We start from the raw sequence: 13,429 nt of genomic DNA, 5'->3' as shown, positions 1-13,429 counted from the left end.
CTCAACCGCCTCAGCGGTCGTCCGGGCGGGTCCAATCGCCGGACTTGCCCCCGGTCTTCGCGACCACTTTGGCCGAGGTGATCTCGGTGAACCGGTCGACGCCCTTGACCATGTCGACCACGGCGAGGGCGGTCACGGTCACCGCGGTCAGGGCTTCCATCTCGACCCCGGTGCGGTCGGCAGTGCGCACCGTGGCCTCGATGGCGACCCCCTCGTCGGTCACCTCGAGGTCGACGACGACGCCGTGCACGCCGATCACGTGGGCCAATGGCAGCAGGTCGGGCACCCGCTTGGCGGCGGCGATGCCAGCCACCCGCGCCACCGCGAGCACGTCCCCCTTGGGCACGGTGCCGTCACGCAGTGCCGCCACCACAGCGGCCGACGTCCGCACGAACCCGACCGCCGTCGCAGACCTCACCGTCGGCTGCTTGTGCGTGACATCGACCATGCGGGCCCGGCCGCGATCGTCCACGTGGGTGAACGTCGCCTTGTCGCTGCCGTGGGTGCCCTCGTTCATGGGGACACCCTATGGGTGCGGACGAGGTGCCCCGCCTCGACCCGGGTGACGTCCTCGTCCACCACCGCCAGACTGTCGGCCAGCGCCAGCGACGCCACCAGGTGCGAACCCGACCCCAACCGATGCACCGGCTCGACCCCGCCCTCGACGATCCGGGCCGGCAGGAACTGGCGGCGTCCGGCCGGGCCCGACCAGCCCACCCGGGTCGGCAGCGCGACGGCAGGCCAGTCGTCCGACCAGCCGCCCAGTCGAGCCAGCAGCGGGCGCACGAACAGCCAGCTCGACACGAACACGCTGACGGGGTTTCCGGGCAGCCCGAGCAGGGGCACGCGGCGTCCGTCGGCGGACGTCAGCAGCCCGCTGGCCTGGGGCTTGCCCGGCTGCATGGCCACCTTCACGAACGAGATCTCGCCCTCGACCACCTGCCGCACCACCTCGAAGGCGCCCACCGACACTCCGCCGGTGGTGACCACCAGGTCACTCGTCGCGGTCGCGCGCTCCAGCACCTCACGGAAGGCGTCGGCGTCGTCGGGCGCCCGCTCGACCAGCGACACCTCCGCGCCGAACTGCCGCACCAACCCGGCGACCAGCGACGAGTTGGAGTCGGGAATCCGACCCGGGCCCAGCGGTGCACCGGGGGCGGCCAGCTCCGACCCGGTGGCGATCACCGCCACCCGGGGTCGTCGCACCAGCCGCACCCGGGCATGCCCCAGCGAGGCCGCCGACGAGGCCGCTCCCGCCGTCCACCGGAGCCCCGCGGGCAGCACCACCTCGCCCGGCGCGACGTCCTCCCCGCCCCGGCGCACGTGTTGGCCCGCCCGCACCGGCTCGCGCACCAGAACCCGGTCGGGCAGCGGCACGTCGCCCAGAGGCTGGTCGGTCTGCTCCACCGGCACCACGGCGTCTGCCCCCGGCGGCAGCGGGGCGCCGGTCATGATCCGCGCCGCCTCACCGGCGCCGACCCTCGGCCAACTGGTCGCCCCCGCGGGAATGTCGCCGACCACCCGCAGGCTCGTCGCAGCATCGGCCACCAGGTCGGACGATCGCACGGCGAACCCGTCCATCGCCGAGTTGTCGAAGGGCGGCACGGCGACCTGTGCGGCCACGGGCTCGGCCAGCACCCGGCCGAGGCCGTCGTCGATGCCGCACTCCTCGTCGTCCAGTCTGAAACCCAGGGCGAGCACCCGGGCGAGGTACTCCTCCACGGTGAGCATGCCCGTCGCCGGAGGGTGTGGAGTCATGGGCGGGCCGCCCGCAGCGGCAGCACAGACCAGCGTCCGCGCAGCGCATCGAGCACCATCACCCGGCCGACCAGGGGCTCCCCGAAACCCGCGAGCAGCTTGACCGCCTCGGTGGCCTGCAGCGACCCGACCTGGCCGACCATCGCCCCGAGCACACCGATCTCGGTCGCCCGAGGGTAGTCGTCGGGGTCGGGCTCGACGGGAATCAGGTCGCGCAACCACAGCCGGTCGCCGTGGGCGTCGGGCACCCCGAACACCGAGCACTGACCCTGCATGCCGACCGCGGTGGCCCACACCAGCGGACGCCCCGCCTCCCGGCAGGCGTCCGAGATCAGGAACTTCGCCGCGAACGTGTCGCAGCAGTCCATCACCAGGTCGTAGCCGCGGAACAACTCCGGGGCTTCGTCGGCGGTCAGGTAGTCGGGGACGACCTCGACCGTCACGTCGGGGTTGAGCAGCTGCAGCCGTTCGGCGGCCGAGTCGGCCTTGTTGCGGCCGAGCTCGGTGTGCAGCACCTGCCGCTGCATGTTCTTCAGTTCGACCACGTCGCCGTCGACGATGCCGATCCGCCCGACGCCGGCGGCCGCCAGGTAGGGCAGCGCAGCCGAGCCGAGCCCGCCGGCGCCGATCACCAGCACGGACGAGGCCAGCAGTCGCAGCTGACCGGCCTCGCCGAGACCGACGACCGAGGTGTTGCGCACGTAGCGCTCCTGTTGCTCGGGGCTGAGCTGCGACGTCACGGGCACTGGCTCCACTCGTGCGTGCCGTCGGGGAAGTACTGCTTCTTCCAGATCGGCAGCCGCGCCTTGGCCTCGTCCACGAACTCGCTGATGGTCGCGAACGCCAGTGCCCGGTGCGACGTCGCCACCGCCACGTACAGCGCCACGTCGCCCACCACCAGCGAACCGACCCGGTGTTCGGCGGCCAGCGCGTGCACCCGCTCGCGGGACCGGAACTCCGCCAGCAGCGCGGCCATCACCTCGTCCGCGCCGGGGTGGGCCACGTAGTCGATGGCGGTCACGGCTCGTCCGTGGTCGTGGTTGCGGACGACGCCCGCGAAGGTCGCCACCGCCCCGGCGGCGGGGTCGTCCACCGAGGCGAGCAGTGCGGCGGTGTCGAGAGGTTGCTCCGAGATCGGGGTCACCGTGATCCTCAGCTGGGCTTGGGGGCGTTCTTGCGGGCGTAGCGCCACCACGTGATGGCGATGCACCCGACGGCCCACACGGCTCCGATGATGTAGAAGGTGGTGGCCGACATGATCGTCAAACCTACCCCGAACAGGAACGGCCCGAACGCCGCGATCGCGGCCGTCCACCCGATCACCCCGCCGGCCTGACGGCGCTCGAAGATCATCGGCATCTGCTTGAACGTCGACGCGTTGCCGATGCCGGCGAACAGGAAGATCGCGAGCATGCCGAACAGGAACAGGTTGAAGTCACCCTTCAGGGCAGCCGCCGACGAGGTGTCGGGGGTGAGGGAGGGGATGGTCACGAGGATCGACACGAAAAGCCCGATGCCGGAGATCAGCGTCCAGATGGCACCGCCCATGCGGTCGGTCAGCGGCGAGAACAGCACGCGGGCGCCGGCGCCGACCAACGGACCGAGGAAGACGAACTTCACGGGATCGGGCACGTCGTAGCCCTCGATGAGCACCCGGGCGGCGACCCCGGTGCCCTCGACGACGGCGGAGTTGCCGATGCCGTAGAGGTTGTTCATGAGCAGGCCGAACTGCGCCGACAGGCCCGAGAAGGTGCCGAAGGTCATGATGTAGAGGATCGTCATCCACCAGGTGTCCTGGTTGCCGAAGATGTCGAACTGCTGGCGGATGCTGGCCTTCACCGGCACCGAGCGCAGCACGATCCACGCCCAGATCGCGACGCACACGATCAGCGGCACGTAGAAGAAGGCCGCGTTCTGGTACCAGACGTCGACCGGCGGCTGGCCGGGGCGCTTCATCGACTGCGAGGCGCCGAGGAAGCCGACCATCGAGAAGCCGATCATCCACGGGGTGAGTACCTGCACCAGCGAGACGCCGAAGTTGCCGATACCGGCCTGCAGGCCCAGCGCGGTGCCCTGCATGCGCTTGGGGAAGAAGTAGGACGTCGACGGCATGAAGCCCGAGAAGGCGCCGCCGCCGATGCCGGCCAGGAAGCTCAATGCGAGGAACTTCCAGTACGGCGTCTGGCCGACGTTCTGCACCTCGACGCCCCAGCCGAGCACGGGCAGCAGCAACAGCAGCGTGGTCGCGGCGACCATCTTGCGGGTACCGATCTTGGGCGGCAGGACCATCCAGAACAGGCGCATGAAGCCCGCCGACAGGCCCGGCATCGAGGCCAGCCAGTACAGCTGGGTCTTCGTGAAGGTGAACCCGAGCGCGTTCAGCTTGGGAATGATCGCGCTGGGCAGGAACCAGGCGACGAAGCACAGGGTGAGACTCACCGTGGTGACGATCAGCGTCTGCCACGCCAGTGGCTTGTTCCAGAGCTTCTCGTCCTCGGGGTCCCAGGCGGTCAGCCAGTCGCCCTGGGTCTCGGGTCGGGTGCGTGCGGTGGTGGTCATGGTCGGTTCCTCGACTGTGAGAGGTGGCGGGAGAGGAGGGTTGTCGTCCGAGGGGGATCAGGTGGGTTCGATCTGGCCGGCCAGCTCGGGGGAGGCGCGGTGCAACATGCCGTGGATCGTCACGTGCATCCAGGCTCCGCACACCACGACCAGCACGAAGATGCAGAAGAAGGTCGACGACGGGAATCCCGACCAGGCCTTGGTGTAGGCGAACAGCGGCGGCAGGAAGAACCCGCCCAACCCGCCGAGCATGCCCACCAGGCCACCGACCGAGCCGACGTTGTCGGGGAAGTACTCGGGGATGTGCTTGAAGACCGCGGCCTTGCCGAACCCCATCGCGCAGCCGAGCACGAACACCAGCGACACGAATGCCGGCAGCCCCATGGCGTAGGCGAGGTGCTGGGTCTGCGTGCCGTCGGGGTGCGCGACCACGATGTGCCCGTTGGGCATCATCAGGATTCCCGAGGTCAGCGCCATCAGCGCGAACGTCAGGTACATCACGCGGCGGGCGCCGAACCGGTCCGACAGCCACCCCCCGAACGGACGAAGCAGGCTGGCGGGGAAGATGAAGGTGGCGCTCAACAGTCCGGCGACGGCCAGCGAGACCCCGAAGTTGTCGACGTAGTACTTCGGCAGCCACGCCGACAGCGCCACGTAGGCGCCGAAGACGGCCACGTAGTAGAGGCTGAACCGCCACACCCGCACGTGCCGGAGCGGGGCCAGCATCTCGCTCAGCGGCTTGGACCGACCCGGCACCCGGTCGTGGCGGGGCACCACCAGCCAGGTGACGACACCCATCACCACCAGCAGCGCGGCGTAGATGACCGGCACCAGCCGCCAGCCGCCCTGGATGCCGAACACGTAGGTGCTGCCGGCGGTGGCGACGATCAACGGGGGGCCGATGAACTTGGTCACCGAGGCGCCCACGTTGCCGGCTCCGAAGACGCCCAGAGCGAGCCCCTTGCGGTCCTGCCCGAACCACGCGGAGTTCCAGGAGGTGCCCACCGAGAACAGGTTGCCGGCGAAGCCGACCAGGAAGGCCAGTGCCAGCACGGCGCCGTAGCTGTCGGCCCGCGACACCAGATAGGTCGGGATGGCCGTGGCGAACACCAGCACGAGTGTCACCACTCGGCCGCCGTACCGGTCGGCGAGGATGCCGGCGGGCAGCCGCCACAACGAGCCGTTCAGCACGGCCAGTGCCGACACCCAGCTGAGTTGCTCGTCCGACAGCCCCAACTCCTTCTGGATGGGGATGCCCAGGATGCCGAACATCAGCCAGACGGCGAACATCAGCGTGAAGGCCAGGGTCGAGACGGTCAGCACCCTGCCGGCCCCACGGCTGGTGGGGCCAGGATTCGTGTCAGTCATGTCGATGGGTTCGGGGTCAGCGGCGGCTTCAGCGGCGGCGGTTGTCGGGGGTGCCGATCGGGTCCCACCCTCGTCCCTTGGTGGTGGACGAGGCGCGGGCGCCGACGGCATCGCGCGAGCGGTAGACGATGTAGGGGCGGAACAGGTAGTGGAACGGGGCCGAGAAGGCGTGCACCAGTCGCGTGAACGGGATGCCGGCGATCAGCACGAGGGCGATCACCACGTGCGTCTTGAACTGCCAGGTGGCGCCGGCCATCGCCTCGATGTCGGGTTGGAACACGAACAGCGAGCGGAACCACGGCGAGACCGTCTCGCGGTAGTTGTGCTCCTCGCCGGTGGACGTGTGACCGCCGGTGAGGGTGGCGACCATGCCCAGGCCGACCACCAGCGCCAGCACCAGGTACATGATCTTGTCGTTCCACGTGGTGGCGCGGAACACCTGCGGGGTGCGGCGACGACGCCAGATCAGCATGCCCAGCCCGACGGCCAGCCCGATGCCGGCCAGGCCGCCGCCGTACAGCGCGCCGGTGTGGTACGCGTGCTGGCTGAGCCCGATCCAGTCGGTGAACGCCTTCGGGATCAGCAGCCCGACCACGTGGCCGAGGAACACCGCCAGCAGCGAGAAGTGGAACAGCGGCGAGGCGATCTTGAGCAGTTTCGACTCGTACAACTGCGACGAGCGGGTCGTCCAACCGAACTGGTCGTAGCGGCGACGCCACACCAGCCCGCCGACGAACACCACCAAGGTCAGGTAGGGGAGCACTCCCCACAACAGGGCATCCATGTCAGCTCCTCACGCTGCTCGACCGCGCCGTCGGGTAGCCGAGCAGCACTGGCTCGGCCCCCAGGCCGACCGTCTCGGCGGGGGGACCGGCCAGGAGGGCGCGCACCTGCTCCTTGGTCTCGGGTGACTCGCCACCCAGTTCGCGGCAGATCGCCACGAGCAGCCCGGCGTGGGGCAGGGAGTCCTTCTCGAGCCCCAGGCGCAGTAGCTCGAGGCTGGCGCGGTAGCGGTTGAGGATGCCCAGTCCGAGCACCGGGTCGCCCGTGGCGGCGAACTCCAGCACCATCGGCAGGTGGTCGGGCAGTTCGCCGTCCAGGTCGACCAGCAGCCCCGAGTCGCGGTAGGTCTGCTTGATGCTGGCCAGCACCTCGCCGCGTCGGCGGGTGTCACCGTCGGTCCAGTAGGTCAGGTGCAGCGCGTGGCGTCGCGACAGGTCGAACTCCTGCACGTGCCACCCCTGGGCCTCCATCAGCGGCATCGACCGCAGGTGGGCGATCGTCGCCTCGACGTCGGACGAGACCCCCGCCTCGGCGGCCGCCCGCTCGATCAGGGGCAGGCGCTCGAGCAGGGCCTCGTCCGGGTAGCCGAGCAGCAGCGCGGCGCACTGGAACACGACGGCGGTGCGACGCGACACGGTCGCGGTGGTCTGGGGGCGGGCCATCACGCACCGCTCGCATCCTGCTGGCGCGCCTTGGCGTCGGCGTAGGACTCGATCGCGACGGGCACCACCCGGCCGGACGACGACCCGAACGGGCCGTCCCCGCCGGCGCCGGGTCCGCCCTCGAAGTCGAGCGAGCAGCCCATCTCCTCCAGGTTGTGGGCCTGCTCGCGGTGGGCCTTCGGAATCACGTAGCGGTCGTCGTACTTGGCGATCGCCAGCAGCCGGTACATCTGCTCCATGGCGCCGGGCTCCATGCCGACCGCGTGGGCCAGCTCGGGTTGGCGCTCCCGGCCCAGCGTGACGTCGCGCATGTAGGAACGCATCGCCGCCAGCTTCTGCAGCACCCCGCGGACGACCTCCACGTCGCCCGCCGAGAACAACTCGGCGAGGTACTCCAGCGGGATGCGCAGCGACTCGATCGCGCCGAACAGGTTGCCTCCGGCCTCCGAGTCGTGGCCCTGGGCCTTCAACAGGTCGACCACCGGCGACAGTGGCGGCACGTACCAGACCATCGGCATCGTCCGGTATTCGGGGTGCAGCGGCAGCGCGACCTTGAAGTGCTTGATGAGCGCGTAGACCGGCGACCGCTGGGCGGCGGCGATCCAGTCGGCCGGGATGTCGTTGGCCTTGGCGTCGGCGATCACCTGCGGGTCGTGCGGGTCGAGCATCAGGTCAAGCTGGGCCTCGTAGAGGTCCTTGTCGTCGGCCAGTGCCGCCTCGGTGACGCGGTCGGCGTCGTAGAGGATGATCCCGATGTAGCGCAGTCGTCCCACGCACGTCTCGGAGCAGACCGTCGGCAGCCCCACCTCGAGGCGGGGGTAGCAGAAGGTGCACTTCTCGGCCTTGCCGGAGCGGTGGTTGAAGTAGATCTTCTTGTACGGGCAGCCGGTGATGCACTGGCGCCAGCCGCGGCACTTGTCCTGGTCGACGAGCACGATGCCGTCCTCGGCGCGCTTGTAGATCGCCCCCGACGGGCACGAGGCCATGCACGACGGGTTCAGGCAGTGCTCGCAGATGCGGGGCACGAAGAACATGAACGTCTTCTCGTACTCCAGCTTGATCTGCAGGTTGGCCTCGTCGCGCAGCTTCTGCAGGATGGGGTCGCCCTCGTCGGTCGCGGCCACCCCGCCCAGCGCGTCGTCCCAGTTGGCCGAGGCCCCGATCTGCATGTTCTCGCCGGTGATCAGCGACTTCGGACGAGCCACCGGGAAGTCGTCGCCCAGCGGCGCCTGCACGAGGTTCTCGTAGTCGTAGGTCCAGGGCTCGTAGTAGTCGCCCAGCTCGGGCTGCACCGGGGAGGCGAAGATGCTCAGCAGCTTCTTGAACCGGCCGCCGGAGCGCAGCTTGAGGCGTCCGGACTTGGTGCGAACCCAACCGCCCTGCCACTTCTCCTGGTCCTCGTAGGTGCGGGGGTAGCCCTGGCCGGGGCGGGTCTCGACGTTGTTGAACCACACGTACTCGGTGCCGGCGCGGTTCGTCCACGCCTGCTTGCAGGTGACCGAGCAGGTGTGGCAGCCGATGCACTTGTCGAGGTTCATCACCATGGCCACCTGGGCCATGACGCGGCGCTTGGTCGGACGAGGCCCGGTGGCGGTGCTCGTGCTGGTGCTGGTCGTGGCGGCCATCAGTACTGAACCTCCTGCGAGCGGCGACGCACGGTCGAGACGATGTCTCGCTGCACGCCGGTGGGGCCGATGTAGTTGAAGGCGTAGGTCTGGTGCGCGTACCCACCGATCAGGTGGGTCGGCTTGAGCAGGATGCGGGTCACCGAGTTGTGGATGCCGCCACGGCGGCCGGTGGCCTCCGACTTGGGTACGTCGATCGTCCGTTCCTGGGCGTGCTGCACGTAGCAGATGCCGTCGGGCAGCTTCGAGGTGACGACCGCGCGGGCGACGAAGACGCCGTTGGCGTTGGTCAGCTCGATCCAGTCGTTGTCGGCGACCCCGATCGAGGCGGCGTCGGCGCTCGACAGCCAGGCCTGGGGTCCGCCTCGTCCGAGACTCAGCATGAACAGGTTGTCCTGGTACTCGGAGTGGATCGACCACTTGTTGTGCACCGTCAGGTAGCGCACCGTGATGGCCTTCTCGCCAGTGGGGCCGAGCTCGGGCTCGCCGTAGGCCCTGCCCATGTCGAGCGGCGGCCGGAACGTGGGCAGTTGCTCGCCGGCGTCGATCATCCAGTCGTGGTCGAGGAAGAAGTGCATGCGTCCCGACAGGGTGTGCCACGGCTTGAGCCGTTCGGTGTTGATGGTGAACGCGGCGTAGCGGCGGCCGCCCGTCTCGGACCCCGACCACTCCGGCGAGGTGATCACCGGCTGCGGGCTGGCCTGGGTCTGCGCGAACGTGATCAGCTTCTCCTCCGACCCCAGCGCGAGGTCGACGAGGTCTCGTCCGGTCTTCTTCTCCAACGTGCGGAAGCCCTGGGTGGCGAGCTCACCGTTGGTGGTGCCCGAGAACGTCAGGATGGCCTCGGCGAGGCGCTGGTCGGTGTTGATCGCCGGACGACCCGCGGCGGGGCCGGTCGGGTACACGCCGTGCAGCTTCGCGAGCCGCTGCACCTGGTGCGAGACGTCGTAGGTGATGTTCTTGGTGGTGAACCCGAGCTTCTCGGCGAGCGGCCCGACGGTGAGCAGCTTGTCGGCGATGGCGGTGTAGTCGCGCTCGACCACCTGCAGCACCGGCAGGTTCGTGCCCGGCACCGCGGGCAGGTCGGTGTCGAGCCAGTCGGGCACCACGCCACCGGGCTGCGCGAGCTGGCCGGGGGTGTCGTGCTGCATCGCGACGGCCACCAGGTCGCGGCGGGTGTCGAGGCGGCCCTTGGCCAACTCGGAGAGCCTGAGCGCCAACTCGGTGAAGACGTCGAAGTCGCTCTTGGTCTCCCACGGCGGGTCGATGGCCGGGGTGAACGCGTGCACGAACGGGTGCATGTCGGTCGACGACAGGTCGTGCTTCTCGTACCAGGTCGCGGCCGGCAGCACGATGTCCGAGAGCAGGGTCGAGCTGGTCATGCGGAAGTCGGCGGTGATCAGCAGGTCGAGCTTCCCCTCGGGGGCCTCGTCGTGCCACGCCACGTGCTCGGGCTTGAGGTCGGCGCCGTGTCCGTTCTCCATCACGTTGTGGTGGGTGCCGAGCAGGTGCTTGAGGAAGTACTCGTTGCCCTTGGCGGAGCTGCCGAACAGGTTCGAGCGCCACAGGATCATGGTGCGCGGCCAGTTCTGCGGCGCGTCGACGTCCTCGACGGACGACCGCAGCGCGCGACTCTTCAACTGCTGGGCCACCCATTCCTGGGGGGTGGCGGCCTCCCCGCGCTCGACGGCGGCCAGGGCGGCGTCGGCGAGGTCGAGCGGGTTGGCGTCGAACTGCGGGTAGAACGGCATCCAGCCCAGCCGGTGCGAGAGCGCGACGGCGTCGGCGGTGTGCAGGCCGTCGAGGCTGCCGGTCGACAGCGGCGACTTCACCCGGTCGGACGAGAAACCGTCGGTGCGCCACTGGTCGGTGTGCATGTACCAGTAGGCGGTGCCGATCATGGTCCGCGGTGGGCGCGACCAGTCGAGGGCGTTGGCCATGTGGAACCAGCCCGTCATCGGACGACACTTCTCCTGACCGACGTAGTGGGCCCAGCCTCCGCCGTTCCTGCCGATGGAGCCGGTCATCATCAGCAGGGCGATGATGGCGCGGTAGGTGACGTCGGCGTGGAACCAGTGGCAGATGCCGGCGCCGATGATGATCATGGTGCGGCCCTTCGACTCCGCCGAGTTGGCGGCGAACTCGCGGGCGATGCGCAGGCACGCCTCGGCGGGCACCGAGGTGATCTCGGCCTGCCAGGCGGGGGTGTAGGGCACGGCTGCGTCGTCGTAGTCCTGCGGCCAGGTGCCGGGAAGGCCCTCTCGTCCGACGCCGTACTGGGCGAGCATCAGGTCGAAGACGGTGGTGACGAGGTGGCCGTCGACGCGGCGAGCGGGCACGCCGCGGCGGATGATGGTGCCCTCGCCCTTGGGGTCCTCGAAGCAGGGCAGGGCGATCTCGACCCGTTCGATGTCGGGGGTGTCGAGGCCGGTGGCTGCCTCGTCGAGCAGGCTGAGGGCCGGGCGCAGGTCGCCCAGGTCGAGGTTCCACTGGCCCTCGCCGTCGGCGGAGTATCGGTCGCCCATGGTGCCGTTCGGCACGGCCGGTCGTCCAGTGGCCTGGTCCCACATCACGGTGCGGAAGGCGGCGTCGCTGCGGTGGCTCTCTGCGGCCAGGTCGGCGGCGGTGAGGAACTTGCCAGCGGTGAGGCCGTGGCCGTCGGGGTGCTCGACGAGGGTGACCAGCATGCCGAGGTCGGTGAACTGCTTCACGTACTCGTCAAAGTAGGCCTCGCGGCGGTCGACGAAGTTCTCCTTGAGGATCACGTGACCCATGGCCATGGCGAGCGCCGCGTCGGTGCCGGCCTGGGCGGGCAGCCACTCGTCCGCGAACTTCACGTTGTCGGCGTAGTCGGGGCTGACGGTCACCACCTTGGTGCCGCGGTAGCGCACCTCGGCCATCCAGTGGGCGTCGGGGGTGCGGGTGACCGGCACGTTGGAGCCCCACATCATCAGGTAGGTGGCATCCCACCAGTCGCCCGACTCGGGCACGTCGGTCTGGTCGCCGAAGACCTGCGGGCTGGCCACCGGCAGGTCGGCGTACCAGTCGTAGAAGCTGGTCATGGCCCCGCCGATCAGGTGGGTGAAGCGGGTGCCGATGGCGTGGCTGACCATGCTCATCGCCGGGATCGGCGAGAACGAGACGCAGCGGTCGGGGCCGTAGTTCTTGATGGTGTTGACGTAGCTGGCGGCGGCGATCTCGATCGCCTCCTCCCAGCTGATCCGCACCAGACCGCCCTTGCCGCGGGCGCGCTGGTAGCGGCGGCGCTTCTCGGGGTCGGTCGAGATCTCGCGGAAGGCCTCGACGGGGTCGCCCAGCCGGGCCTTGGCCTCGCGGTACAGCTCGACGAGCACGCCGCGGGCGTAGGGATACCGCACCCGGGTGGGCGAGTAGGTGTACCACGAGAAGGCGGCGCCGCGGGGGCAGCCGCGGGGCTCGTACTCGGGGCGGTCGGGGCCGGTGGTGGGGTAGTCGGTCTGCTGCGACTCCCAGGTGATGATGCCGTCCTTGACGTAGACCTTCCATGAGCACGAGCCGGTGCAGTTCACCCCGTGGGTGGAGCGAACGACCTTGTCGTGGCTCCAGCGGTCGCGATAGAAGACGTCACCCTGCCGCCCGCCCTGACGGAACACGGCCCGGCCGTCGGCGGTCTCGTCCCACTTGGAGAAGAACTTGCCGACCTTCAGCAGGGCGTCGGAGGCGGGTCCGTCGAGGCGCGCGTCGTTGCTCATGGGCCCGATTCCATCATGGCCGGGCTGGTTTGCACCGGCGGGGGGTAGAAATTCCTACAGTGTGTAGTGGACGCCCGGTCGGGCCCCGGCGTCGCGGGCCTGGTCTGGGGTGTCGAGGTCGGCAACGGCGCTGGTCGGAGCGGGAATGGTGGCGAGGTCCAAGGTGTGGAGCACGCGTCTCACCCCGCGGTCGCGGGCGTCGTCGGGCGAGCCGATCGCGGCGGCCAGGGCGGTGCGCCGGTAGCACGCGGCGAGGTACTGCACGAAGCTCTCGTCGTCGACCAGGGCGAGGCCGTCGCGACCCTCTGTTGTGGTGCTTGGTCGCGGGCTCTCGGTCAGCAGCGCGACCACCTCGTCGGGGTGGGCCAGGTCACCGGCCAGCACGAGCACCTCGTCGACCTCGGCCGGCAGCGAGGCCAGCGCCGCGGCGATGCCCGCCAGGGGCCCGCCCAGGGGCGGGTTCTCGAGCACGAAGGTGACCGGTTCGGGGGTGCCGAGCGGACGGGGCGTGCCCGCGACCACGATCGTCTTGGCCACCGACGAGGCGGCGGCGACGGCGCGGTCGAGCAGGGTCTGGCCGGCGATCTCGAGGGCGAGCTTGTCGGTGCCCATGCGCTCGGAGGTGCCCCCGGCGAGAATGATCGCCGCGGTGGTGGGCACGCGCCTCACCCGCCCGCGAACGGGGGCAGCACGTCGAGCTGGCTGATGCCACCCACGGGGCGGGAGCGGTCGTCCAAACGGACACCGTCGGCCAGCAGGCTGCTGGCCGCGAGCACCTTCGGCAAGCGCTCGGGGTCGTGGTCGGGCAGCCGGTCGGGCAGGGTGTCGAGCAGCTGGGCGACGCTCAGGTCGGAGGCGTCGAGGGTGGTCTCGTCGGCGCCTGCGGCCTCGGCGGCGCCGGCGAAGAAGCGGATCAGCATGGGCGGTTCCTTCCTGGGTTTGT

General features: G+C 69.9%; 12 protein-coding genes. All 12 read right to left on the bottom strand.

The window, feature by feature from the left end; genetic code table 11:
- Window positions 1–10: 10 nt before the first annotated feature.
- Genes moaC through ACSDQ9_RS08205 form a run of 12 tightly spaced genes read right to left on the bottom strand, consistent with a single transcriptional unit; the run spans window position 11 to window position 13,406 of the window.
- Entirely contained in the window at window positions 11–517 is a 507-nt protein-coding gene (moaC, locus tag ACSDQ9_RS08260; RefSeq protein WP_435145927.1) for a cyclic pyranopterin monophosphate synthase MoaC, read from the bottom strand.
- Window positions 514–1,758, bottom strand: a complete 1,245-nt coding sequence (locus ACSDQ9_RS08255; RefSeq protein WP_435145925.1) for a molybdopterin molybdotransferase MoeA — start codon at window positions 1,756–1,758, stop codon at window positions 514–516. Before ACSDQ9_RS08255 ends, moaC begins: the two co-directional genes overlap by 4 nt.
- Window positions 1,755–2,498, bottom strand: coding sequence for a HesA/MoeB/ThiF family protein (locus tag ACSDQ9_RS08250; protein WP_435145923.1), 744 nt, complete (start codon window positions 2,496–2,498; stop codon window positions 1,755–1,757). Before ACSDQ9_RS08250 ends, ACSDQ9_RS08255 begins: the two co-directional genes overlap by 4 nt.
- Entirely contained in the window at window positions 2,495–2,902 is a 408-nt protein-coding gene (locus tag ACSDQ9_RS08245) for a molybdenum cofactor biosynthesis protein MoaE (RefSeq protein WP_435145921.1), read from the bottom strand. Before ACSDQ9_RS08245 ends, ACSDQ9_RS08250 begins: the two co-directional genes overlap by 4 nt.
- 8 nt (window positions 2,903–2,910) lie before the next feature.
- A complete protein-coding gene (locus ACSDQ9_RS08240) occupies window positions 2,911–4,317 on the bottom strand; it encodes an MFS transporter (RefSeq protein ID WP_435145919.1) in 1,407 nt (468 codons plus the stop codon).
- Between the two features lie 57 nt (window positions 4,318–4,374).
- Entirely contained in the window at window positions 4,375–5,685 is a 1,311-nt protein-coding gene (locus tag ACSDQ9_RS08235; RefSeq protein WP_435145917.1) for an MFS transporter, read from the bottom strand.
- 28 nt (window positions 5,686–5,713) lie between these two features.
- The gene (gene narI / locus ACSDQ9_RS08230) at window positions 5,714–6,469 is read right to left on the bottom strand and encodes a respiratory nitrate reductase subunit gamma (RefSeq protein WP_435145915.1); all 756 of its coding nucleotides are present in this window, start codon (window positions 6,467–6,469) and stop codon (window positions 5,714–5,716) included.
- 1 nt (window position 6,470) lies between these two features.
- The gene (gene narJ / locus ACSDQ9_RS08225; RefSeq protein ID WP_435145913.1) at window positions 6,471–7,130 is read right to left on the bottom strand and encodes a nitrate reductase molybdenum cofactor assembly chaperone; all 660 of its coding nucleotides are present in this window, start codon (window positions 7,128–7,130) and stop codon (window positions 6,471–6,473) included.
- Window positions 7,130–8,755: a nitrate reductase subunit beta gene (gene narH / locus ACSDQ9_RS08220; protein WP_435145911.1), complete on the bottom strand. Its 1,626-nt coding sequence runs from the start codon at window positions 8,753–8,755 to the stop codon at window positions 7,130–7,132. The genes narJ and narH overlap by 1 nt, the downstream gene beginning before the upstream one ends.
- The gene (locus tag ACSDQ9_RS08215; RefSeq protein ID WP_435145909.1) at window positions 8,755–12,486 is read right to left on the bottom strand and encodes a nitrate reductase subunit alpha; all 3,732 of its coding nucleotides are present in this window, start codon (window positions 12,484–12,486) and stop codon (window positions 8,755–8,757) included. The genes narH and ACSDQ9_RS08215 overlap by 1 nt, the downstream gene beginning before the upstream one ends.
- 54 nt (window positions 12,487–12,540) lie before the next feature.
- Window positions 12,541–13,146 (bottom strand): molybdenum cofactor guanylyltransferase, encoded by a 606-nt coding sequence (gene mobA, locus ACSDQ9_RS08210; RefSeq protein WP_435145907.1) that lies wholly within the window; start codon window positions 13,144–13,146, stop codon window positions 12,541–12,543.
- Window positions 13,147–13,151: 5 nt separating this feature from the next.
- Entirely contained in the window at window positions 13,152–13,406 is a 255-nt protein-coding gene (locus ACSDQ9_RS08205) for a ubiquitin family protein (RefSeq protein WP_435145905.1), read from the bottom strand.
- Window positions 13,407–13,429: the final 23 nt, after the last annotated feature.

Origin of the sequence: Aestuariimicrobium soli (assembly GCF_051192575.1) — a bacterium.
GTDB classification, from domain to species: Bacteria; Actinomycetota; Actinomycetes; order Propionibacteriales; family Propionibacteriaceae; genus Aestuariimicrobium; species Aestuariimicrobium soli.
The sequence above is the reverse complement of the archived record's forward strand: the minus strand, read 5'-3'. Positions and strand labels throughout refer to the sequence as shown.